This window comes from Actinoplanes subglobosus (assembly GCF_042650585.1).
Taxonomy (GTDB): Bacteria; Actinomycetota; Actinomycetes; order Mycobacteriales; family Micromonosporaceae; genus Actinoplanes; species Actinoplanes subglobosus.
This window is the reverse complement of record NZ_JBHSBL010000014.1, coordinates 87,863-110,672: the sequence shown is the minus strand read 5'-3', so window position 1 is coordinate 110,672 and position 22,810 is coordinate 87,863. Positions and strand designations below refer to the sequence as shown.

The following is a 22,810-nucleotide window of genomic DNA, read 5'->3' as shown; positions in this document are numbered from 1 at the left end:
CTCAGTCCCCTCCCTGGCCCGCGGCGGCCTTCATGATGAGCCCGGCGATCCGGGCTGCCTCGGCGCTGGCATGACCGCCGGGCACGTTCTCCAGCATGACGCACACCGCGGACACCGCTTTACCGTCCTTGTCGTACGCGAAGCCGATGAACCACCCGTGCGGGTCCGCGCCCTCGGCGTTCTGCGCGGTACCGGTCTTGCCTCCGACGGTGAAACCACTGATCCGTGCGTTCTTGCCGGTGCCGTTCTCGACGACGCTGATCATCATCTCTTTGAGACCCTCGGCGACGCCAGCGCTGGCGGGCTCCCGAAGCACCTTCGGCTTGGCCGTGTAGATCGTCCGGCGGTCCGAGTCGAGTTGCTGTTGCACCAGGTAGGGCTGCATCTGCTTGCCCTCGTTGGCCACCGCGGCGGCCATCATCGCGCCCTGCAACGGAGTCATCCGGACGTCACGCTGACCGAGCGAGGACTGGGCGAGAGCGGACTTGTCGACGCTGCCGTCCTCGTTGGCGATCGCGCCCATCCGGCTGGCCGCCACCTGGAGGCCCTTGTCGGGCTTCTCGAGGTCACCGACGAAGAGCGACTCGTCCTCGAAGCCCCACTTCTTGGCTGTGTCGATTACCACATCACGGCCGAGCTTCACGCCGAGCTTCGAGTAACCGGTGTTACAGCTCGTGGTCAGCGCGTCCTTGAGAGTGATCTGACTGCCGGGGCAGACCTCGTCCTCGGAGTTGCGGATCGTGGCGCCGCCCTCCTGGTAGACGGCGCCCGCCGGGATCTCGGTGTCGAGGTCGTAGTTGTTCTCCAGCGCGGCCGCCGAGACGATCACCTTGAAGACCGAGCCGGGCGGCAGGGTGTTCGCGACGGCCCGGTTCAGCAGCGGCTCACCATCGTTGGCGTTGAGCTTCTTGTACGCGTCCAGAGCCACCTTGTCGTCGTGGCTGGCCAGCGGGTTCGGGTCGTAACTCGGCATCGAGACCATCGCCTGGACCGCACCCGTGGCCGGGTCGATCGCGACTGCCGCGCCCTTGGTCACGCCGCGCTCGTTGTCGGTCATCTGCTTCCAGGCGACCTGCTGAGCCCGCGGGATCACCGACAGCACGATGTTGCCGCCACCGGTCTTGTCACCGGTGAACATGTCGCTGAGCCGGTCGGCGAAGAGCTTGTCGCTGGAGCCGGAGAGGATGTCGTTCTCGAACGACTCGACACCGACGGCACCCATGTTGACCGGCTTGTAGCCGAGGATCGGCGCGTAGATCTCCTTCTTCGGGTAGATCCGCTGGTACTTGAGTTCGCCCTCGGTCTCGGTGTTGGAGGCCAGCGTCTCGCCGCCGGCCTCGATCACGCCGCGGGGCCGTTCGTACTCGGCGATCTGGACCCGGTTGTTGCGGGCGTCGGTGCGGTACTCGTCGGCCTTGTACGCCTGGATCCAGTTGAGCTTGCCGAAGATCAGCGCGAACAGGACGAGGATGACGACACCGGAGCGTCGGAGAGGGGCGTTCACGGCTTGATCACCTCCGTCATGGCGCCGTGCAGTTGGGGTGGTGCCTTCTTCGGTCCGCCGACCCCGCCGCGTTCGGCCGGGGTGTTCGCGGGCCGTCGGGCCGCATCCGAGATCCGTAGCAGCATCGCGATGAGCAACCAGTTCGCCATCAGCGACGAGCCACCGGCGGAGAGGAACGGGGTGGTCTGGCCGGTCAGCGGGATCAGGCCGGTGATGCCGCCGAGGATCACGAAGACCTGGAGGCCGAGCGTGAAGGCGAGACCGCCGGCGACCAGCTTGCCGAACGAGTCGCGGACCGCGAGGGCTGCGTGCAGGCCACGCTCCACGATCAGCAGGTAGATGATCAGGATCGCGGAGAGGCCGAAGAGGCCGACCTCCTCGCCGAGGCCGGCGAAGATGAAGTCGGTCCGGACCTCGGGGACCCGGCCCGGCGAGCCGGCACCCGGGCCGGTGCCGAACAGGCCGCCGGTGCCGAGGCCGAGCAGACCCTGGACGAGCTGGTAGCTGTTACCGCTCGGGCGGTTGTAGTTCGCCTGGGAGAACGGGTCGAGCCAGAGCTCGGCACGGTCGTAGAAGTTCGCGAACGGGCCACCGACGGAGCGACCCAGCAGGTAGGCGAGGTACACACCGCCGAAGAACAGGACCAGGCCGATGATCAGCCAGCTGGACCGCTCGGTCGCGACGTACAGCGTCACGACGAAGAGGCCGAAGTAGAGCAGAGCGGTACCGAGGTCCTTCTCGAAGACGAGGACCAGGAGGCTGAACAGCCAGACGGTGAGAACCGGACCCAGGTCACGGCCGCGCGGGAAGTCGATGCCGAGGAAGCGGTGGCTGGCCAGCGACAGCACCTCGCGCTTGCGGACCAGGTAGTACGCGAAGAAGGAGACCAGTGCGATCTTCGCGAACTCACCCGGCTGGATCGAGAACGACCCGAACTTGATCCACAGCTTGGCGCCGTTGACCTCGGAGAGGCTGCGTGGCAGCACGGCCGGGATCATCATCAGCACGATGCCGACCAGGCCGAGCGTGTACGCGTACCGCGAGATGACCTTGTGATCCCGGATGACCAGGAGCAGCACCGCGGCCAGGACCAGTGACAACAGTGTCCAGGCCAGCTGACGGCCGCTCGTGTCGGCGAAGAAACCGGGCTCGGGCAGATCGTTGGCGATCGCCCGGGCCAGGTCCAGCCGTCGCAGGAAGGCCACGCCGATGCCGTTGATCAGCGCGACCGCCGGCAGCAGGACCGGGTCGGCGTACGGCGCGGTGAACCGCACCACCATGTGCAGGCCGAAGAAGAGGATGCCGATCAGGCCGGCCGGCACCCAGAAGTTCGCCCGGATCTCGTCGAACTGGTTGGCCTCCACCGTCGCGCCGAACGCGGCGACTAGCAGCATGGCGAAGACCAGCAGTCCGAGTTCGGCGTTGCGGCGAGTCTTCAATCCCCGGATACGCGACATCTCGCCCGTGGGAGCGGGCGGTGGAGCCGGTACGGCGGACGCGGTCAAGAATCTTCCCCAGACTGGTAGGCCGTGCTCAGTCGACGGTCCGGCACCCGACCGGATCGACCGTCGACGGAGCACTTTCGGAAGCAGCCGGAGCGGAGGCTGACCCGCTCGGTTTCGGCGCCGGGCTCTGCGAAGCCGCAGTCGAGGGCGCCGTTCCGGCAGCGGTACAGATCGGCTTGAGGTTCGGGTTCGACGGCTCTTCGCTGGTCAGGTCGGCCAGGGTGGTCCGGGCGGCTGCCTGGTCGGCAGCGTGTATGCCCTCCTTGACCCGCTCCTGGGCGGCCGTGGTCAGGTCCTCCAGCCGAACCGCGCTGGTCTCGCTCACCGTCGACAGGTCCAAGCCGGCGATCTGGCCGGGCACGCCCTGGAAGATGGCGAGTTGTCCCTGCTCGGTCGCGCCGACGTAGTACTGGTTCTGGGTGTACTGCCAGCCGGCCCACAGACCACCGCCGAGCACCGCCAGCAGAGCGACCACCATCAGGGTCGTCCGGACCGGATGGCCGGCCGGTTCCGCGTCACGCTCGTAGCCACCGGTCGCTTCCGGCTGGGCCGGACGGGGTGGTGGCTTCAGCGCGGCGGCCCGCGCCGCGGAGGTGGAGCTGTCCGCGACAGTGGTGTTGCCCCGGTCGAGTGACGCAGCGCCGCCCACGATCGGGGACTGCTCCATGATGTCGGCGTCGGTGGCGTCGGCGATGATGACCGTGATGTTGTCCGGCCCGCCGCCGCGCAGCGCCAGCTGCACCAGCCGCTCGACGCACGCTTTCGGGTCGGCCAGCTCGCGCATCGTCTGGCCGATCGTCTCGCCGCTGACCACTCCGGAGAGCCCGTCGCTGCAGATCAGGTAGCGGTCGCCCTTGAGCACCTGGCGAACCGAGTACTCCGGGTCGATGTCGCGGCCGTCCAGTGCCCGGGTGAGCAGCGATCGCTGCGGATGGCTACTCGCCTCCTCCGGACTGACCCGGCCCTCGTCGACCAGCATCTGAACGTACGTGTCGTCCTTGGTGATCTGCGCGAACTCACCCTTGCGCAGAAGGTAGGCCCGGGAGTCGCCGATGTGCACCATCCCGAACTTGCTGCCGGAGAAGAGGACCGCGGTCAGCGTGGTCCCCATCCCCTCCAGCTGCGGGTTGGCGTCGACGGTGTCACGGAGCTGCTGATTGGCTGTCCCGACGGCGTGCCGCAGGGCGTCGACCATGGCGTCCCCGGGGACGTCGTCGTCGAGATGGGCCATCGCAGCGATGACGATGTTGGATGCGACGTCACCAGCGGCCATACCGCCCATGCCGTCCGCGACAGCGAGAAGTCGCGGCCCGGCGTAGACGGAGTCCTGGTTCAGGTCTCGGATCAGACCGCGGTCGCTCTGAGCGGCATAGCGCAGGGTCAGGGTCATGGCCGTAACTCGAGGGAAGTGCGCCCGATCCGGATCGGAACGCCAAGGGGGACTGGAGTGGGTCCGGAGACCTTACCGCGATCAAGGTAGGTGCCGTTGGTCGAGCCGAGGTCCTCGACGAACCACTGGCCCTCGCGAGGCACCAGACGGGCGTGCCGGGCCGACGCGAAGTCATCGGTGATGACGAGCGTCGAATCCTCAGCCCGCCCGATCGTGATCGGGGCTTCACCGAGAGTGATCCTCGTGCCGGCCAGGTTGCCGGCAGTCACGACCAGTTGCCGCGCTGCCTTACCGCGTTTCACCTTCGCCGGCCGGCCCTGGAGCACCGCGCCACCCACCCCCCGAGGGCTGGCGACGATGCTCTTGGTCCGGCCGCCCGCGAAGAGATCCCGCCGGATCACCCCGACAACCGTGAACACGAAGATCCACAGAAGGATGAGAAATCCGAACCGGGCGACGGTGAGGACGAATTCGGGCAAGGTCGCTAGCCGTCCACTCGGAAGGTGAGAGTGGTCGTGCCGAGCTGGATCATGTCGCCCGGGTTGAGCGCGACGGCGGACACCCGCTGGCCGTTGACCATCGTGCCGTTCGTCGAGCCCAGATCGGTCAGCACGACCTGGTTGCCGTCATAGTCCAGCCGGGCGTGCCGGCGCGAGATGCCGACGTCGGGCAGACGCAGGTTCGCCTGGTCGCCTCGGCCGATCACCGTCGAGCCCATCTGGAGCGGGTAGGTCCGGCCATCGCCGGAGACCAGGCCCACACTCCGCGGACCACCGTGGTGATGCTGCTGGTAGCCACCACCCTGCTGGTCGTAGGGCGAATACTGCGGGGCGGCGTCATACGCGGGCTGCTGCACGGGGGCGACCTCGCCACCCGTGTACACCTCCGCGGTGACACGGAACATGCCCGTGTCCAGGCCATCGCCCCGCTCGATCTCCACGATCACGTCGCCGTACACCGTCCAGGCCTGCTCGCCGATGAACTCGGCCTGGGACTGCGCCAGCTCCTGCGCCAGCGCGGCGGCATACGGCGCCAGCCGGCTGTGGTCGTAGGGCGACAGATCGATCACGTAGCGGTTGGGCACGAGAGTGCGGCCACCGGCCAGGATGGCCTTGTGCGCCTCGGCCTCCCGCTGCATGGCATTCAGAATCTCCACAGGGTGCACGACACCCTTGAACACCTTCGCGAAGGCCCCTTCGACCAGGCCTTCCAATCGCTTCTCAAAGCGCTGCAGCACGCTCACCGGCTCCTCCTCGGGTTCCGAGGACATGATGGTATCCGGCGACCGCTTGCGCATCTGTAGCCCAAGAGCAGCCGGCACTTCTGACCCTCGTATGGCGCCCCGCAACGCCGTGCTAGTGTTTCCTCCGTTGCCGGGGCGATATCAACTCGCTAGGTGACGTGCGACAGCGTAGTCTGTCGCAGCGAGTAACAAGAAGCAGGCCCGACCGGCCAGCTTCAGCCGAAGAGGTCAGATGTATGATCTTGGAGGCAAGTCACATGGGGATGTGGCGGAATGGCAGACGCGCACGGTTCAGGTCCGTGTGTCCGAAAGGACGTGGGGGTTCAACTCCCCCCATCCCCACGAGATCGAATGGGCGACCCATGTCTGCGGAAAGCGCAGACCTGTGGTCGCTCTCGTCTTTTCTACCCCGGGGGCCGAGCCCCCGGGAACCCCGCATCACGGTGGGCGCGGCAGGTGGATCGGTCACGGTTACCCCGGGTGGGCGCGGCAGGTGAGTGGGCGCGGCAGGTGAGTCTGTTGCGGTTACCCCGGGTGGGCGCGGCAGGTGGATCGGTCATGGCTAAGCCAAGATCAAAAACTTGTGGGGATACGGCTACTGGTCCACTGGTTCGACTTGAGGCTTCGTCGCCTTTCGGGTGAAGGTGGTGGGGGCGTTATGCTCGCGGCTTTATTCGGTCTGCAGGGTGGAGTGCGGTCGTGACGGCGACTGGTGCTGGTGTGGCGCAGGGCAAGCGCAACGTTCTCGGGGTGCTTGTGGATGCGACCGACTACGCGACTGCTACGGCTCGGATCATCGAGGCGGCTCGGGAGCAGCGGCCGTTCGCGGTTACCGCTCTGGCCGTACACGGTGTGATGACCGGGGTCGAGGATCCCGCTCACAACGCTCGGCTGAACTCTTTTGATCTTGTTACTCCGGATGGGCAGCCGGTTCGGTGGGCGCTCAATCTGCTGCACGGGGCCGGGCTGACCGATCGCGTGTATGGGCCGACCCTGACTCTGAAGGTGGTCGAGCAGGCCGCCGCCGAGGGTCTGCCCGTCTACCTCTACGGGTCCACCGAGCCGACTCTCGAGCGGCTCGTTCCCGCCCTGCAGGGGATGTTCCCGGCTCTGAAGATCGCCGGCGTGGAGGCGTCCAAGTTCCGCAAGTCACAGCCGGGTGAGCCGGAGGCGATCGCTGAGCGGATCAAGGCGTCCGGGGCCCGGGTGGTGCTGGTCGGGCTCGGATGCCCGCGGCAGGAGGTCTTCACCTACGCCATGCGGCCTCTGCTGGACATGCCGTTGCTGGCGGTGGGTGCGGCGTTCGACTATCACGCCGGCCTGCTCAAGAACCCGCCCGCGTGGATGCAGAAGTACGCGCTGGAGTGGCTGTGGCGTCTCGGCCTGGAGCCGAAGCGGCTGTGGAAGCGGTACGTCCTGCTGAACCCGGCCTACCTGAGCCGGCTCGGCGCGCAGAAACTCGGCCTGTGGAAGGCGACCCCGCCCGCTCCGGCGACGGTGCCGGTGGCCGAGTTCGCCGTCTGAGCATTTGGATCTTCTATCCGACAGCGTGTCACAGATCACTTACTGAGCGACCATATTTGTCCACATAGTCCGCGAGATCCTCTACGGAACGCGACTTGTCGCGCACTGAAAGTGACACCGCACCCGTAGGGGTACCACGTCCGGGCATATCCCGGTTTCGCAACCGTCACAAACGGTGAACGCTGTCGATGTGAACACCGCTGTGGACGTCATCCTGATCGGCGCTCTCGCCGCCGTCTGGCTCGCTGCCGGGCTGCTGGCCGACGGCATGCCCACCGCCGCCAGCGCGCTCCATCTCCGGCGCCGGGCCGGGCTGCTCTCCGCGCTGGTCGGTGCGGGCGTCGTGGTCTTCGCCGCGGTGCCACTGGTCTCCGGCCTGGTGCCGGGCGTCTCGGCGGCACCGACGGCCGCGCTGCTGCCGGCCGTTCCGGCCCTGTTCGTGCTGACCGCGACCGTCCGCCGTCTCGGCTGGGTCCGGCGTGGCGCGGGGGCCTTCTCGACCGCGCCGCGCACTCCGGTGCCACCTGCCCTGCGGGCGGCCGCGGCACATCCGCTACTGGCCGCGCCTCTCCAGGTCACCGGGCTGGCCGCGCTGATCGGGATGCCGATCGCCGCCGGTCTGGTGGCGCTGCCCGGTGGACAGGCCACCACGACGGCCGGCGTCGCCGCCATCGTGATCGTGCTGGCGGTCGCCGTCATCGGCATCCGGGCCGCGCTGCGGCACAGCCGGCTGGCCCCGCTGGTGCTGGCTCCGCTCGACCGGGATCGCGACCGGACCCCGGCCGGCGCCCGCTGACGCGGTAGCCGTACTTAATGCTTCTTGGCTTCTTGAACGTAGAGGAGCTCCAGAATGGACCGGGCCGCTTCGAACCAGCGGTCCAGCCACTCGGACGGCGGCAGGGTGCCGCGGGCCGGCAGTTCCAGCAACAGGCCACGCAGCAGCGGGTGGTCGGCCATCGACTGGCTCGACGAGTCGGCCCAGCCCGCTGAGAAGACCGGGTCGTTCAGGTCGAGGGACGGAAGTTTCGAGGCCCGGTCCAGGGTGCTGGACGGCTCGATGCTGGCGTGTGACCGGCCGGGTGACCGGATCGGCAGCCCGGAACCGTTACGGGACATCAGCTCGGTGTCGTTGTCGGATGCCAGCGCCTCCCGTCGGCCCTGCCGGTAAGCGCTCACCCCGCCACTGAATCTGTCCTGCGCCGTCGACGAACCGTTGCTGAGGTTGTCGGAACCAATCGTCATCTGTCTGCCTTGCCTATGTTCGGGCTCGCGCTCAGTGCGGCACCCGAACTCTCGGGGCAGCGCTGAGAACCAGCCGGTGATGTGTCCCGGCCCACAGCGCGGTCCGGTCCGCGCTTGGACTTTTCAACGAGGCGAATCGCACACAGCGACGGCAGAGTCGGGCAAATAGCAACGGCCGGCCCGTGCGATCGGATCGCTGGGCCGGCCGTGCCTACGTTCTCAGAGGTCGAACTCGCCGTCCTTGGCACCGCCCACGAACGCGTCCCACTCGGCCGTCGTGAAGATCAGCGCCGGTCCCGACGGGTTCTTCGAGTCCCGCACCGCGATCGCCTCACCGACGAACGCGACCTCGACACAGTTGTCGCAGTTAGGGCCGCTTCGCGCGCTCTTGAACCACCGCGCGTGGTTCAGATCGACTCGGAGGCCCTTCGCCTCGATTTCCACAATGGCTCCTCTACCAGCACTTTGATCATCTCGCTGGACGCATCCGGATCCAGGGCGGCGGCCCGGATGGTGTCGAACACCTCCCGGTACTTACGGAGCTCGTCGTCCTTCTCCAGGAAGAGCCCGCCGGCCGCGTTCTCCGCGAACACCAGGTCGGGGTCACCGTCCGAGGGGAAGTCGAGGATCGCGAACGCGCCGTCCATCGCGGCGTGTGCGCCGACAGCGAACGGCAGGATCTGGAGAGTCACGTTCGGCAGACGGGTCGCTTCGAGCAGATGCAGCAACTGCTCACGCATGACCTCGTGGCCACCGACCGGGCGACTCACCACCGCTTCATCGAGCACCACCCAGAGATCGATTGGATCGTCCTGAATCAACAACGACTGGCGTTGCATGCGGACGCGGACTCGTTGCGCGATTCTCTGGTCGGTGTCATCCCATTGGGCGGATCCGATGAGAGCCAGGGCGTAGTCCTCACTCTGCAATAGGCCTGGAATGACCTGCTGCTCGTACGTCCTAATTGATCTAGCTTCTGCCTCGAAACCTACATAAGTGCTGTTCAGGACGGTTGAGTACGGATGCCACCAACCTCTCTGGCGAGCGTCTCGAGCAATTCCGACGAGAATTTCCGCAATGTCCGGATTAACGCCATAAAAAGCCAACATGTCGCTTACGTCGGCGGTCGTAGCGCTGGTATGTCCGGTTTCGATGCGGGATATCTTGGATGGCGAACAGCCCAGCCGTTCGGCCACCACGTCGATGGTCACGCCGGCCGCCTCGCGGAGTCTGCGCAGTTCCACACCGAGGCGGCGGCGACGAAGGGTGGGACTGCGGCGTCGATTCACCAGCCCAGTCTTCCGACCCGTTCATGATCGTTCAAGCACAGTGGATGATCACGGAGAATCACGGAAGCGTGACATGCAACTTGCATCGACGGGACTGGTGGTGCAATCTTTCCGTATGGCTAGCGTCACTTAATGTTCTTGAGGGGCGTGGGCAAGTCCGACGAAAAGCACCAAACGACGTCCATCACGGGGCGCCGAGCCTTAGGCAGTCCGTTGTGGACTTCCGCCCCGACACGGGTGGGGCTGTTCGGCGATAGTGACGTTCCGCAACCTCCTTCGATGGTCAAAACCGTCGAAGACTTGCAAAAGTGCATCGAGGCGGCAAACTGATGCACTTGTCACCATCCACATCCCACACGAGTCTCAGGGCAGGAGATGACGTGGTTTTACCTCGGTCCGGTGATGTCATCCACGTGACTAAAGCGGCGAGCGTCCAATTCGCATCACCGATGTTGTTCCGGGTCATCCGGGTGCACGACTGGCCGACCTACGAGGGCTGGGTCTGGCTGGACGGCTACGAACTGAACTCGGCCGGTGACGCGGTCGAGCGCCGATCCATCTTCGTCCAGGTCAACGGGCTGCGCCCGGTCGGAAAAGCGCCCGATCCGCGGGCCCGTAACGGCCGTCAGCCGGCCACCCGGCCGGGAGTCCTCCCCGCCCGGCCGATCCGCACCACCAACCGCTAACCGGTAGCGCCGACCGAGGGCGCGGTAGTCACGGGCGTCGACGTCGTCGGCGTGCCCGCCCTCGCTGACGCGACGATCAGGGTCACCCGGGTGTCCGACGGCACCTGCTGGCCCTCCGCGGGGTCACAGTCGATCACCGTGTCCGGTTCGGCCTCACTCGCCCGGCGGATCACCCGCCATCCCAGGCCGGTACGCTCCAGCGCCGCCTGCGCGTCGGCAAGAGGCATGCCCCGCAGCGCAGGCACATTCACCTCCTGATCGGCCGCGTCCGTGGTCGCTGAACCTGTCGCCGTGGTCCCCATCGGCGGCGTGGCGACACCGGCACCCGTCTCGGCCGGAAGTTGAGCGGCCGACGGCGTTGCCTCGGGCGTGTCCGTCTCGTCACCGAGGTTCTGGACGATCAGCATGCCGCCGAGAACCAGCAGAACGAGCAGGACGAGCGACGTGGTACCGACGGCGATCGGCGCCCACCAGCGACCGGACGGCTCGGTCTGCCCGGGGTCGGCCCAGTCCCCCTCCCGGTCGTAGGGGTCCCGTGGCACCGCACCGTAGGGCCGGACCCCGGCACGCCCGGTCCACACGTCACGGTCCCGATCGCCTGAATCAGGACGGTCACCCATCGGCTCCGGATCGCGCTCCTCGGGCATCGCCGCGTTCCTTCCGCTCCGTGCATCCGCGCTCATCGCAGCGTCAAGGTATCGAATCTTGCTCGGCCAACGTGGTTTCCACCAGGGGAAAGCAGCGTCGTCGGCCATTTCACAGACATCGGCGGTGAGCAGTACAGTGCGCGGCATGGCCGACAAGGGCTGGACAACACAGGCCGCCACGGCGGCCGGCATCGCTGCCGGCGCCGGGGCCGCACAACTGGGCCTGGGATATGGGCTGGGTGTGATCGCCTGGCCGGTGAGCGCGACCGAGGCCGACAGTGTCTGGCTGGGCAGCCTCGGCTGGGCCACCTGGATCACGGCGAGCGCGACAGTGCTGGGCGCGGTGATCGCCGGGCGGCTACGAGCCGAGCGATCCGACCGCTGGCGTGGACTCTGGCGGTTCGCCCTGGCGGTCGCCTCGGCTCTGGGCGCACTGGTGATCGTCGCTCTGGTGGCGCTGCCGGCCCGTGACGCGGTCCGCAGCGGCACCCTGTCCCCACAGGCGGTCGCGGCCGGTTACGCGCTCGCCGGGCTGCTCGCCGGGCTGGTGGTGGCGTTCTGGGCCGTCTCGTCGGGGCCGGTGGCGGCCAACCTGATCGGGACGGCCCTGTGGCTGTGGGCTCTGGCCATCGCCGGTGTGGTGGCCGAGCTGGTCACCGGGCGTGACTTCGCCACCTACCTGACCAGCTGGCAGTTCGCCGAGTCGGTCAGTCCGGTGCAATACGGCGGGATCTACTGGCCGAGCGCCCTGCTGACCCTGTTCGCGGCGTTCGCGATCGGCCTGCTCGCGGCCACGCCGGCGGCACTGCGCGGCGACCTCGGTTTGGGTACGGCGATCTCCGGCGCGGTCGGGCCACTGCTGGTGGCGTTCTCGTTCCTCACGCTCGCTCCACTGTTGACCGAGGCGATGGGGCCGATCGAGTCGGCGTACCTGATCGCTCCCTATGCCGTTCTCGCTGGTCTCGGTGGCTCCGCGCTGACCGTGGGGATAGTGAAGGGGCGCCGCAACCGTGTCGAGCGTCGCGAGACGCCGGCTCTTCCCGCGCCGCCCGCCGGACCGACGAAGGCCGAGGCGGCGAGGACCCCGGCAGCGAGGACCTCGTCGGCGAAGGCCGAAGCGGCACAGGCGGAGGTTGCGCAGGCGGAAGCGGCGAGGACGGAAGCCGCGAAGGCGAAGGTGACCGGCCGCGTGGCCGCGCCGTCGCAGCGGGCGACGGTCCCCGAGAAGCCGACCACGCCGCCGGTCGCCGATCCGGAGATCGCTGCGGCCGCACGGCCGAGCGGACGCGCACCGGCGAAGCGGAAGAACGGCAACGGCGAGCCGCCGCGATCGACGATCACGCCGCCGCCCCCGAACCCGACCGTGGCCAGGATCAACCCCGACAAGCCCCAACCCGGAAAGTAGCCACCACTACCGGTTGAGGTCAGTGGGGCCAGGTGTGGACCGGCTCGTTGGTCTGCTGGTTCTCCAGGTAACGCTGGGTCATCTCGCGCAGCGCGGCCGGACGGCTCAAGCCTCGGGCCTCAGCCGCCTGGACCGCTGCGGTCTGCCAGGTCGCGCCGTTGCGGACGGTTCGGCAGCGGCCCTCGATGATGCCGAGCAGCCGGTCACGCTGAGCCGGACACACGCCCAGCAGGTCCAGGCCGGCGTGCGCCTTCGGCAGGAGCACGTCACGCATCAGAGTGGTGACCGGCACCTCGCCGACTCCGGGCCACGTCAGGCAGGCCTCGATGCCGTCGCGGGCACCGGCCCGGAAGTTCGCCTCGGCCGCGGCGAAACCGAGAGTCGACCAGACCGGCGGGTCCTCCTCGGCGAGGCGGCGGACCAATCCGAAGTAGAGGGCGGCGTTGGCGACCAGGTCGGCGACGGTCGGGCCGGAGGGGAGCACCCGGTTCTCCACCCGTACGTGGGGCCGCCCGCCGGACACGTCGTAGACCGGCCGGTTCCAGCGGTAGACCGTCCCGTTGTGCAGGCGTAGCTCGTACAGCTGAGGGATCTTGCCGGAATCGCGGACCGCGACCGGATCCTCCTCGCTGAGCTCCGGAAGCAGCGGTGGAAAATATCGGACATTCTCCTCGTAGAGGTCAAGGATGGAGTCGATCCACCGATCGCCGAACCAGACCCGCGGCCGTACGCCCTGCGCGCTGAACTCCTCCGGGCGGGCGTCGGTGGCCTGCTCGAAGAAGGGGATGCGGGTCTCCGCCCAGAGCCGCCGGCCGTAGAGGAACGGCGCGTTGGCACCGAGCGCGAGCTGCACGCCGGCGATCGCCTGCGACGCGTTCCAGTAGCGGGCGAAATGGTCCGGCTCGACCTGGATGTGGAACTGGGTGCTGGTGCACGACGCTTCCGGCGCGATGGTGTCGCTGCTGGTCACGAGCCTCTCGGCACCGCGGATGTCGATGCGGAAGTCGTCACCCCGGGCGCCGGCGATCTCGGCGTCCAGAGCCCGGAAGCGCTCATTGTCGGACAGATTGGCCAGCACGACGTGGTCCTGGGTGAGCGTGGGCAGCATGCCGACCAGCACCAGACGGCACTCGTCCTTGCGGGCGCAGTCGGCCGCGCCGCGCAAAGCATCCAGAATGTCCTGCTCGAACTCGGCCAGACCCTCGCCGGACAACCTGCCGGGTGGGACGTTGAGTTCCAGATTGAATCGGCCCAGCTCTGGCTGGAATCGCGGATCGCCGAGGTCAGCGAGGATCTCGGCGTTGCGCATGGCCGGCACGGCGTCCGCGTCGACCAGATTGATCTCGATCTCCAGGCCTGCGGTCGGCCCGCCGGCCTGGAACGGCACCGTGTCGATCATCTCGGCCAGGACGTCCAGGCAGCGGCGCACCTTCCGGCGGAAAACGACACGGTCATGCGGCGTGAAGACGGCGGTCACCAGATCCTTGCCCATGATCCCTCCCGGGGACGGCTGAGGACGAACCGGACGTCGATCACCGCTCTGTGAACGAACGCATGCGTTGGGTTAGCCTGCCATCTCGCGCGAAGGACCGCCAGGGATTCGAAAAGCGCCGCCCGGAGCCCGGACGGCGCTTCTTCGACTGTGGAGGGTCAGCCCTGCTGGAGGATGGCCTCGCCCTCGATCTCGATCTTGACCTTCTTGCCGATCATCACACCGCCGGTCTCCAGGGCCATGTTGTAGGTCAGGCCCCAGTCCTCCCGGTCGATCTCGGTGTGCGCGCTGAAGCCGAAGAGGTGCTGCCCATACGGGCTGGTGGTGGCGCCCTCGAACTCGACGACCAGGTCGACCGGCCGGGTCACGTCCTTGATGGTGAGCTCGCCCTCGAGCACGAACTCGGCGCCGGCGTGCGACTTCACGCGGGTGCTCCGGTACTCGATGGTCGGGTACTTCTCGGCCTCGAAGAAGTCGCCGGTGCGCAGGTGGTTGTCCCGGTCGACCTGGCCGGTCTCGACGCTCGCGGTCTTGATGGTGGCGCTGACCGAGGACTCCAGCGGGTTCTCCGCCACGGTGATGGTGGCGCTCGCCTCGGCGAACTGGCCGCGAACCTTGCTGACCATAAGATGCTTGACCACGAATCCGACCCGCTTGTGTGCCGCATCCAGCTCGTAGGTGCCGGCGGCGGGGATCTGGAGGCCTTCGAACTCACGGGTGCTGACGGTCATGACACTGCCTTCTCTCGAAGCTCTGTGGGGATGCTTGTCTGACGGAGCAACTATATGCTCGGCAATATTCCTCCTGTCAAGTGCCTGCTAGAGTTCACATCGTGAACAAGGACCTGGACGACCCACGCCTCACCGCAGTCGGACTGCTCGCCGAGGCGTACACGGGATTGATGAACCGGCTCGCCGCGCAGTTCGAGGAGCACCGCCTGTCACAGGTGGAGTTCGAGGTGCTCATGCGGCTCGCCCGGTCCCCCGGCAACCATCTGCGGATGACCGATCTGGCTGGTCAGACCACGCTCTCCACCAGCGGCGTCACCCGGGTCGTCGACCGCATGGAGCGCACCGGCCTGGTCCGGCGCGAGGCCTGCCCGAGCGACCGGCGCAGCTCCTACGCGGTGATCACCGACATCGGCATGCAGCGTCTCGCCGACGTCCTGCCGGGCCACCTAGAGCTGGTCCAGAGGTGGTATGTGGGCTTGCTCCCCGAGACGAAGCTCACTGAGCTGCTCGACTCGCTGCGCACGATCCGCGACGCGGTCAACCCGTGCGCGACAGCGGGCAGCGCGGAGACCGCACTGCCCGCTTGAGGTGACGCTTACAGCCCGAGGCCCCGGGCGATGAGCATGCGCTGCACCTCGGAGGTGCCCTCGCCGACCTCGAGGATCTTCGCGTCGCGGTAGAAACGGCCCACCGCAGACTCGTTCATGAAGCCGTAGCCACCGTGCACCTGGGTGGCCCACCGGCTGTTCTCCATGGCGGCATTACTGGCGTTCAGCTTGGCGATCGCCGCGTAACGCTTGAAGTCGTCGCCGGCCAGCATCCGGGCCGCGGCGTCGTAGTAGCCGAGCCGGGCCGTGTGCGCGCGCAGGTCCATGTCGGCGATGAGGAACTTGACCGCCTGGTAGTCACTGATCGCGTGGCCGAAGGCGGTGCGGTTCTTCGCGTACGTCACCGACTCGTCGACGCAGCCCTGGGCCAGGCCCACCGACAGCGCCGCGATCGCGATCCGGCCCTCGTCGAGGATGCGCAGGAACTGCGCGTACCCCCGGCCGCGCTCGCCGAGCAGGTTGGCGGCCGGCACCCGCACGTCGTCGAAGGACAACTCGTGGGTGTCCGACGCACACCAGCCGACCTTCGAATACCCCGGCGCGACGGTGAAACCGGGCGTCCCCGAGGGCACGATGATCGTCGACAGCTCCTTGCTGCCGTCCGGGTTCGTACCGGTCACCGCCATCACGTTGACCAGGCAGGTGATGTCGGTCCCGGAGTTCGTGATGAACGCCTTCGTCCCGTTGATCACCCACTCGCCCCGGCTCTCGTCGAGCACCGCCCGGGTCAGCGTGCCGGACGCGTCCGAACCGGCGCCCGGCTCGGTCAGGCCGAACGCCGCGAGCGCCTCGCCGCTGGTCAGCCGGGGCAGCCACTGGGTGCGCTGCGCGTCGGTCCCGAATCGGTAGATCGGCATGGCACCCAGCGAGACCGCCGCCTCCAGGGTGATGGCGACCGAACTGTCCACCCTGGCCAGCTCCTCCAGGACCAGACAGAGCGCGAAATAGTCGCCGCCCATCCCGCCGTGCTCCTCGGGGAACGGCAGGCCGAACAGGCCCATGGCCCCCATCTGGCGGATCACCTCGTACGGGAAGGTCTTCTTCTCGTAGTGCTCGGCGATGACCGGCGCGACCTGCTCACGTGCAAACTGACGCACGCTGTCGCGCAACTCCTCGTACTCCTTGTCGAGCCGGAAGTCGACCATCCCAACCTCTCTCTACACAGGATTGACGCCGTGCCGGCGCCGTGAGAAGGAGCGGTCCCGGCCGCGGGCGGCGGAGAACCGTCGCACCAACTCGGCCCGCAGGTCGCCCGGCTCCACCACGGCGTCCACCACGAGCTCGCTGGCCAGGCGCATGATGTCGATGTCGCGCTCATACTCGGCGCGGCGCTCGGCGACGAAGGCGGCCCGCTCCTCGGGGTCCTCGATCGCCGCGATCTTCTTGGCATAGACGGCGTTCACCGCCGCCTCGGCGCCCATCACCGCGATCTTGGCGGTGGGCAGGGCGATCGTCGCGTCCGGGTCGAAACCGGGACCGGCCATCGCATAGAGACCGGCGCCGTACGCCTTACGCACCACCACACAGATCTTCGGCACTGTCGCCTCGGAGATGGCGGTGATCATCTTGGCGCCGTGCCGGATGATGCCCTGTCTCTCCACCGCGGTGCCAACCATGAAGCCGGGCACATCGGTGAGGAACAGCAGCGGGACGTTGAAAGCGTCACAGAGCTGCACGAAACGGCTCGCCTTGTCGGCCGAGTCGACGAACAGCACGCCGCCCTTGAACATCGAGTTGTTACCGATCACGCCGACCACCTGGCCGTCCAGGCGAGCGAAACCGACGGTCAGCTCACGGGCCCACAACGCCCAGATCTCGAAGTACGAGTTCTCGTCGACCAGGCCCTTCACGTACCTCCGCATGTCGAAGGCCTGACGCTCGGAGACCGGGACCAGACCGGCGAGATCGACCTTGGCGGGGTTTGCGGCGGTCGCCGCCGGAGGGTCGGCGGTCCAGTTGGACGGCAGGTAGGACAGGTAGGTACGGACCACGTCGAGCGCCTCGCGCTCGGTCTTGCAGAGGAAGTGGCCGACGCCGGACTCGGTGCAGTGCACCCGGGCGCCGCCCATCGCCTCGAGCGTGGTCTTCTCGCCGGTGACCATCTCGACCATCCGGTCGGACCCGAGATACATACTCGCGTTGCCCTCGACCATGGCGACGACGTCGCAGAAGGCCGGAATGTACGCCCCACCGGCGGCCGACGGCCCGAAGAGCGCGCAGACCTGCGGGATCGAGCCGGACGCCTTGACCTGGGTGTGGAAGATCTTGCCGGCGCCACGACGGCCGGGGAACAGGTCGACCTGGTCGGTGATCCGCGCACCGGCCGAGTCGACCAGGTAGACCATCGGGACGCCGGTCTGATAGGCGCGCTCGATGATCCGGATGATCTTCTCCACCGTGCGGGCGCCCCAGGAGCCCGCCTTGACCGTCGAATCGTTCGCCATCACGCACACGTCGCGCCCGTCGATCCGGGCAGCTCCGGTGATCACGCCATCCGCGGGCAGCCCGTCGGCGAGACTGTTGGCGAAGAGGCCGTCCTCGACGAAGGAGCCCTCGTCGACCAGCAGCGCGATCCGCTCGCGGGCGAAGAGTTTGCCCTTGTCGGCGTTTGCGGCGTGATAGCGCTCCGCACCGCCGGCCAACACTCGCTTGCGCGCTCCGGCCAGGGCCTCGCCGTCCATACCGCCTCCGCATCCGTAGTCGACGATGTCGACTTAACGAGCGTTAGGTTATCTCACCAAGTGGACGGCGGGCAATGCCGAACGGGAGCCCCCGAGGTTCGGGGACTCCCGTCCGTTTTCACTGCTACCGGCGCTGTGGAGGAACACCGGCGGTCATCGGCTCCGTGTGGAGCCGACGCGGGTCGCGCCCGGGACCGGCACGACCCGGTCTATCACCGCGCTGAATCAGCCGAGGCCGCCCAGCAGGTCGAGGGCACCCAGACCACCCAGACCGCCCAGGTCACCGAGGCCGGGGATGCCACGGGTCAGACCGGTCGCCGAGAACTTCTCCATGCTGCGGCCACCACCCTTGTTGCCGTACTGGGCGTCGTCGTCCTGGACGTCGTTGTCCTGGACGTCGTTGTCACGGGCGCCACCCTGGTCGTAACCGGCGTTGTCGTCCTGGACGTCGCCGTAACCCTGGTCACCGCGGACGTCACCCTTGTTGCCGTAGCCCTGGGCGCCACGGACGTCGCCCCGCGGGGCCTTGTGCCGCTTCGGGGCCTTGGGGGCGTAACCCTGGCCACGGACGTCGGCGACGTAGGCGTTGTTGTTGCCGCCGCCACAGATGCGGACGCAGTCGGAGCCACCGAGGACGTAGGCCGAGGTGGTGTAGACCGGAACGACCGGCTCCACGTACTGGACCTGCTGGGCGTAGACGACGTCGGTGTCGACGTAGTTGCCACAGGTGCCGTACGCGCTGGCGTAGCCGAGCATGCCGAGCGAGTTGCCGCACGCGTCGACCGGCTCCACGTACGAGGCGGCGCCGTAGGCGACCTGGTCGACGTCGTAGCCGTAGTCGTAGTCGTACCCGTAGTCGTAGCTGTCGGCGACGACCCCGTAGGCGGCACCGCCCCCACCACACGGGCTGTCGACCACGTAGGCCGAGCAGCTCGAGTAGCTGTCGCCCCGCACGAACTGCTTCCGGACCGGGACCTCGACCGCGGTGACCTGCTGGACCGCCTGGCGGGCGTAGCCGGCCGCGAAGCCACCGCCACCGCCGTTGGAGCAGGAGCCGTAGGAGCTGGCCGCACCCAGCAGCGCGAGCGAGTTGCCACACGCGTTGGTCGGGATGCTGATCGGCATGGCCACCTGGTTGCCGTTCAGCGTGCCGAAGTTGCCGAAGCTGACCTGGCTGACGCCGCCGCCGAAGCTGCCGAGACCGCCGAGCAGGCCACCGCTCTCGACCCGGTTGGAGGCGAACCCGGTCGCGCTGGACTCCCCGGCCACCGCCGCGGCATTGCCGGCCACGTTCAGCGGGATGGTCACCGGAACCGCGAGCTGGTTGCCGTTCAGGAGGCCCTTGTTGTGGCCCGACGCCTGACGGGTCCCGCCGCCACGGCCGCTCTCGACGTTGTTGGAGCCGACGCCGAAGCTCTGCGCCTTGCCGAGGATGCCGAGCGAGTTGCCGACCAGGTTCACCGGCACGGTGACCGGAAGGGCCAGCTGGTTGCCGTTCAGGGTGCCGGCGTTGTCGAAGCTTGCCTGGTCGACGTCGGCCTGTGCCATGGCGGCCGGTGCGAGCAGGAGGGCGCCCGCGGCGAGGATTCCGACACTCAGAGTCTTACGAATCCAAGTCTTCTTCATTAGAAAAGGGTCGCCTTTCGCAAATGGTCAACGTTGATTTCGCGTATTCAGTTGGATGCTCCGCTTTTTGGGCACAGTGGTGCCCTGGGCGAGGATGAGCAGCGATCAGGGGGGATCACGGGCACTCGTACGATTCGCCGCCTGTGCGCAAACGGTTCAGGAATCGTGTGGCCCGGCAAAGGTGGAACTGAGCCAGCGGTCAGTCGGGGGACACGGTCGGCGCCACGGCGTCATTGCGCCGGGCCTCGACATCGGCCGCGACCGGAAGCCGGTGGTCGTCCACCGCACCTCTCGCGACCCGGGCCGGAAGAACGGCCAACGGGCCGAACTCCGGGGATGCTCCCGGCACGTGGGCCGGGATGCCGTTGACTGCCCCGGGATACATTCGCCGCGGAGCAGGCACTTCGTCACCGGGCAGAATCCGGTGGAGGGTCTCCGGCGCCGGCCGAGCGGCCGGGATGAGCCGGTTCACCTGGCGCTTCCTACTCACCGTTCCGGTCGCCCGGGCCGTCTTCGCTACGGCGTCCGCCGTTCCACCGCTGGCACGCGGGGAAGGGGCCACCTCACGAACGACCGGAATCGACGTCACGGCGTGGTTCTCCGGTGCGACCTCCGGCAACTGGGTAGCCGCTTCGAGGAGCTCGCCGACCGTGGGTTCGTTACCGGCAACCGTCACGGCACTCGCATCCGAGGCCTGTGCGGCGGGGCCGGTGAGCAGCCAGGCCACCCCGGCCAGCCCACCGACGACGAGTGCACGCAGAAGCCACCGTGATCCGGTGCGTTCCGCGCGGCGCTCCGGCCGCCGCTCCGCCCCCTGGCTGTGGGACGGCATGAGCGGGGAGCCGCCGTGGGGGACCACCGCGGACCGGCATGCCGTGCGCTCGACGCGCTCAGCTCCCCAGTCCGTCATGATCTACCCCTCGTCGTCGACAGGTGACCGTTTTGGCGCGTATTGGTCACTCGGTATTGGTAACGACGGGGTAGAGCCGAAAGTCACGCTGGGATATCGGGAAAATGGCTGTATTAATGAGCGCTGAGACGAGTTCTCGGGCCGGCACGGAGAACACCGGACGGCAATGGGCGGCCCACCAGGCGTTCCGCCAGATCCGCCGCCTCCAGTAGGAGGTCGAGGTCGATTCCGGTTTCGATGCCCATGTCGTGCAGCATGTGGACGACCTCTTCGGTGGCCACGTTGCCGGAGGCTCCCGGCGCATAGGGACAGCCGCCCAGGCCGCCGACGCTCGCGTCGAACTCGGTCACGCCCAGGTCGAGGGCGGTCAGGATGTTGGCGAGTCCCGTACCCCTGGTGTTGTGGAAGTGGAGCAGGTCGGGCCGCACCGCGGTGAGAAGATCGCGGACCCGCCGGGGAGTCGCCATGCCGGTGGTGTCGCCGAAGGCGATGCGATCCGCACCGTCGGCGCGGACCCGGGCCACGATGCCGGCCACCCGGTCCGGATCGATGTCGCCCTCGAACGGACAGCCGAAACTGGTCGCGACGATCACCTCAAGGGTCGCGCCGGCCTCGTGCACCAGCGGGATGAGCTGGGTGATGTCGTCGAGCGACTCGTCGGTTGACCGATTCAGATTGCGCCGGTTGTGGGTGTCGCTCGCCGACACGACCACCTCGATCTCCCGGAAGCCGGCGGCGAGCGCACGCTGGGCACCGCGCGTGTTCGGGATCAGCGCCGAGTAGCGCACGCCTGGGTCGTGCCGGCACTTCGCCCAGACCTCGTCGGCGTCGGCCATCTGCGGAATCGCTTTAGGATGGACGAACGAGACCGCCTCGATCCGGCCCACACCGGTCCGGCTCAACGCGTCCAGCAGCTGAACCTTCGCCTCGGCCGGGACCGGCGCCTCGTTTTGCAGGCCGTCGCGCGGGCCGACCTCGCGGATCGAGACCGTCGTGGTCATCGCATCCTCCCGACGATGCCGGTGTCGTAGTCACCGGAGAGGAACTCGGGGTTCTCCAGCAGCTCGGTGAAGAACGGCAGGTTGTTCTTGGGGCCGGCGATCGCGAAGCCGCCCACCGCGACACGCGCCTTGGCGATCGCGTCGTCCCGGTCGGTACCGAAAACGATCAGCTTCGCCATCAGCGAGTCGTAGTTCTGGCTGACCGTGTTGCCCTCGACATAGCCGGAGTCGACGCGCGTGCCGTCACCCGCCGGCTCGACCCAGGTGGTGATCTTGCCGGGACCGGGGAAGAAGCGTTTCGGGTCCTCGGCGTTGACGCGGAGCTCGATGGCGTGACCGCTCTGCCCCTCGTCGACGGCGACCGCCTCGCCCGACGCGATCCGCAACTGCATCTCGACCAGGTCGATGCCGTGGATCAGCTCGGTGATCGGGTGCTCGACCTGCAGGCGCGTGTTCATCTCCAGGAAGAAGAAGTCGCCGGTCGCCGGGTCGAGCAGACACTCCACAGTGCCCGCGTTGCGATAACCGACCGCTTCACCGGCTTTGACAGCCGCGGCCTTCATGCGCTCGCGCAGCTCGGGGCTCACCGCCGGCGACGGAGCCTCCTCGACCAGCTTCTGATTGCGGCGCTGCACCGAACACTCCCGCTCGGAGAGGGCGATCACCCGGCCGTCGGCGAGGCCGAGAATCTGCACCTCCACATGCCGGACCCGGGGGAAGTAGCGCTCGATCAGCACGTCACCGCTGCCGAACATCCGCTCGGCGAACGTGCGGACCTTCTCGTACTCCCTGATCAGCTGCTCGTCGGTCTCGGCGACCGCCATGCCCATCCCGCCGCCGCCCGCCGCGGCCTTCACCATCACCGGGAAACCGATCGCCTCGGCCGCCTCGCGGGCGGCCTCGACGGTCTCCGCCGGATCCGACGATCCGGGCGCGACCGGCACGCCGGCCGCCGCCATCAGATTCCGAGCATTGATCTTGTCGCCCATCGCGGTGATCGCATCGGCGGAGGGCCCGACCCACACCAGGCCATTCGCTTCGACGGTACGGGCGAACTCGGCATTCTCACTCAGGAAGCCATAGCCGGGGTGCACTGCTTGAGCACCCGTCGCCTTGGCGGCGGCAAGAATCGCCTCGGTGTTGCGGTAGCTCTGGGCCGGGTTGGCCGGGCCGACACACACTGCCTCGTCCGCTTCCAGGACGAACGGCATGTCAGCGTCCACATCGGAGTGGACGGCGATCGTGCGGACGCCGAGTCGTTTGGCGGTACGGATGATCCGCCGGGCGATCTCGCCGCGGTTGGCGATGAGCAAAGACTCGATCATG

The 22,810-nt window shown here is 67.9% G+C and carries 22 protein-coding genes and 1 tRNA gene; 6 read left to right on the top strand and 17 right to left on the bottom strand.

The genetic code is table 11. From position 1 onward, the window contains the following. Window position 1: 1 nt before the first annotated feature. From ACFO0C_RS14080 to ACFO0C_RS14060, 5 genes are all read right to left on the bottom strand, one after another. Window positions 2-1,504, bottom strand: coding sequence for a peptidoglycan D,D-transpeptidase FtsI family protein (locus ACFO0C_RS14080; RefSeq protein WP_378067038.1), 1,503 nt, complete (start codon window positions 1,502-1,504; stop codon window positions 2-4). Further along, window positions 1,501-2,961, bottom strand: coding sequence for an FtsW/RodA/SpoVE family cell cycle protein (locus ACFO0C_RS14075; RefSeq protein ID WP_378067037.1), 1,461 nt, complete (start codon window positions 2,959-2,961; stop codon window positions 1,501-1,503). Before ACFO0C_RS14075 ends, ACFO0C_RS14080 begins: the two co-directional genes overlap by 4 nt. Before the next feature lie 76 nt (window positions 2,962-3,037). Then, on the bottom strand, window positions 3,038-4,399 hold the full coding sequence (locus tag ACFO0C_RS14070; protein WP_378067036.1) for a BofC C-terminal domain-containing protein: 1,362 nt from the start codon (window positions 4,397-4,399) through the stop codon (window positions 3,038-3,040). Further along, window positions 4,396-4,878 (bottom strand): FHA domain-containing protein FhaB/FipA, encoded by a 483-nt coding sequence (locus tag ACFO0C_RS14065; protein WP_093620755.1) that lies wholly within the window; start codon window positions 4,876-4,878, stop codon window positions 4,396-4,398. The genes ACFO0C_RS14070 and ACFO0C_RS14065 overlap by 4 nt, the downstream gene beginning before the upstream one ends. Window positions 4,879-4,883: 5 nt before the next feature. Then, window positions 4,884-5,669 carry an FhaA domain-containing protein gene (locus tag ACFO0C_RS14060; protein WP_378067142.1) on the bottom strand — a complete coding sequence of 262 codons (786 nt, stop codon included), beginning with the start codon at window positions 5,667-5,669 and terminating at the stop codon, window positions 4,884-4,886. Between the two features lie 232 nt (window positions 5,670-5,901). Here ACFO0C_RS14060 and ACFO0C_RS14055 point away from each other — a divergent pair. The 3 genes from ACFO0C_RS14055 to ACFO0C_RS14045 all read left to right on the top strand — a co-directional run bounded on the left by ACFO0C_RS14055 (window position 5,902) and on the right by ACFO0C_RS14045 (window position 7,962). Continuing rightward, a tRNA-Leu gene (locus tag ACFO0C_RS14055) sits at window positions 5,902-5,984 on the top strand. A 378-nt stretch (window positions 5,985-6,362) separates the two neighbouring features. Beyond that, complete coding sequence (locus tag ACFO0C_RS14050; protein ID WP_378067141.1) at window positions 6,363-7,166, top strand: WecB/TagA/CpsF family glycosyltransferase; 804 nt, start codon at window positions 6,363-6,365, stop codon at window positions 7,164-7,166. A gap of 175 nt (window positions 7,167-7,341) precedes the next feature. After that, entirely contained in the window at window positions 7,342-7,962 is a 621-nt protein-coding gene (locus tag ACFO0C_RS14045; RefSeq protein WP_378067035.1) for a hypothetical protein, read from the top strand. Between the two features lie 14 nt (window positions 7,963-7,976). On the opposite strand, the gene ACFO0C_RS14040 is transcribed toward ACFO0C_RS14045, so the two are convergent. The 3 genes from ACFO0C_RS14040 to ACFO0C_RS14030 all read right to left on the bottom strand — a co-directional run bounded on the left by ACFO0C_RS14040 (window position 7,977) and on the right by ACFO0C_RS14030 (window position 9,697). After that, on the bottom strand, window positions 7,977-8,408 hold the full coding sequence (locus tag ACFO0C_RS14040; protein WP_378067034.1) for a hypothetical protein: 432 nt from the start codon (window positions 8,406-8,408) through the stop codon (window positions 7,977-7,979). 219 nt (window positions 8,409-8,627) lie between these two features. Next, window positions 8,628-8,846: a DUF397 domain-containing protein gene (locus ACFO0C_RS14035; protein WP_378067140.1), complete on the bottom strand. Its 219-nt coding sequence runs from the start codon at window positions 8,844-8,846 to the stop codon at window positions 8,628-8,630. Then, on the bottom strand, window positions 8,816-9,697 hold the full coding sequence (locus ACFO0C_RS14030) for a helix-turn-helix domain-containing protein (protein ID WP_378067033.1): 882 nt from the start codon (window positions 9,695-9,697) through the stop codon (window positions 8,816-8,818). Before ACFO0C_RS14030 ends, ACFO0C_RS14035 begins: the two co-directional genes overlap by 31 nt. A gap of 329 nt (window positions 9,698-10,026) precedes the next feature. Between ACFO0C_RS14030 and ACFO0C_RS14025 the strand changes: the two genes are divergently transcribed. Further along, entirely contained in the window at window positions 10,027-10,383 is a 357-nt protein-coding gene (locus ACFO0C_RS14025; RefSeq protein WP_378067032.1) for a hypothetical protein, read from the top strand. Here ACFO0C_RS14025 and ACFO0C_RS14020 read toward each other — a convergent pair. After that, a complete protein-coding gene (locus ACFO0C_RS14020; RefSeq protein ID WP_378067031.1) occupies window positions 10,380-11,030 on the bottom strand; it encodes a PASTA domain-containing protein in 651 nt (216 codons plus the stop codon). The genes ACFO0C_RS14025 and ACFO0C_RS14020 overlap by 4 nt on opposite strands. Before the next feature lie 124 nt (window positions 11,031-11,154). Between ACFO0C_RS14020 and ACFO0C_RS14015 the strand changes: the two genes are divergently transcribed. Then, the gene (locus ACFO0C_RS14015; protein WP_378067030.1) at window positions 11,155-12,435 is read left to right on the top strand and encodes a Hansenula MRAKII killer toxin-resistant protein 1; all 1,281 of its coding nucleotides are present in this window, start codon (window positions 11,155-11,157) and stop codon (window positions 12,433-12,435) included. A gap of 19 nt (window positions 12,436-12,454) precedes the next feature. Here ACFO0C_RS14015 and ACFO0C_RS14010 read toward each other — a convergent pair whose 3' ends face one another. Together ACFO0C_RS14010 and ACFO0C_RS14005 are read right to left on the bottom strand one after the other, a co-directional pair. Continuing rightward, window positions 12,455-13,927: a glutamate--cysteine ligase gene (locus ACFO0C_RS14010; protein ID WP_378067029.1), complete on the bottom strand. Its 1,473-nt coding sequence runs from the start codon at window positions 13,925-13,927 to the stop codon at window positions 12,455-12,457. Between the two features lie 158 nt (window positions 13,928-14,085). After that, entirely contained in the window at window positions 14,086-14,658 is a 573-nt protein-coding gene (locus tag ACFO0C_RS14005) for a YceI family protein (RefSeq protein ID WP_378067028.1), read from the bottom strand. Window positions 14,659-14,759: 101 nt separating this feature from the next. On the opposite strand from ACFO0C_RS14005, the gene ACFO0C_RS14000 reads away from it, so the two are divergent. Beyond that, a complete protein-coding gene (locus ACFO0C_RS14000; RefSeq protein ID WP_378067027.1) occupies window positions 14,760-15,245 on the top strand; it encodes a MarR family winged helix-turn-helix transcriptional regulator in 486 nt (161 codons plus the stop codon). Between the two features lie 8 nt (window positions 15,246-15,253). On the opposite strand, the gene ACFO0C_RS13995 is transcribed toward ACFO0C_RS14000, so the two are convergent. The 6 genes from ACFO0C_RS13995 to ACFO0C_RS13970 form a co-directional block, all read right to left on the bottom strand. Then, window positions 15,254-16,411, bottom strand: a complete 1,158-nt coding sequence (locus ACFO0C_RS13995; RefSeq protein ID WP_378067026.1) for an acyl-CoA dehydrogenase family protein — start codon at window positions 16,409-16,411, stop codon at window positions 15,254-15,256. A gap of 12 nt (window positions 16,412-16,423) precedes the next feature. Next, window positions 16,424-17,947 carry an acyl-CoA carboxylase subunit beta gene (locus ACFO0C_RS13990; RefSeq protein WP_378067025.1) on the bottom strand — a complete coding sequence of 508 codons (1,524 nt, stop codon included), beginning with the start codon at window positions 17,945-17,947 and terminating at the stop codon, window positions 16,424-16,426. Between the two features lie 225 nt (window positions 17,948-18,172). Further along, window positions 18,173-19,573, bottom strand: coding sequence for a chaplin family protein (locus tag ACFO0C_RS13985; RefSeq protein WP_378067024.1), 1,401 nt, complete (start codon window positions 19,571-19,573; stop codon window positions 18,173-18,175). A 199-nt stretch (window positions 19,574-19,772) separates the two neighbouring features. Beyond that, window positions 19,773-20,483 (bottom strand): hypothetical protein, encoded by a 711-nt coding sequence (locus tag ACFO0C_RS13980; protein ID WP_378067023.1) that lies wholly within the window; start codon window positions 20,481-20,483, stop codon window positions 19,773-19,775. Window positions 20,484-20,596: 113 nt separating this feature from the next. Next, the gene (locus ACFO0C_RS13975) at window positions 20,597-21,484 is read right to left on the bottom strand and encodes a hydroxymethylglutaryl-CoA lyase (protein WP_378067022.1); all 888 of its coding nucleotides are present in this window, start codon (window positions 21,482-21,484) and stop codon (window positions 20,597-20,599) included. After that, window positions 21,481-22,809 carry an acetyl-CoA carboxylase biotin carboxylase subunit gene (locus tag ACFO0C_RS13970; RefSeq protein ID WP_378067021.1) on the bottom strand — a complete coding sequence of 443 codons (1,329 nt, stop codon included), beginning with the start codon at window positions 22,807-22,809 and terminating at the stop codon, window positions 21,481-21,483. Before ACFO0C_RS13970 ends, ACFO0C_RS13975 begins: the two co-directional genes overlap by 4 nt. Window position 22,810 lies beyond the last annotated feature (1 nt).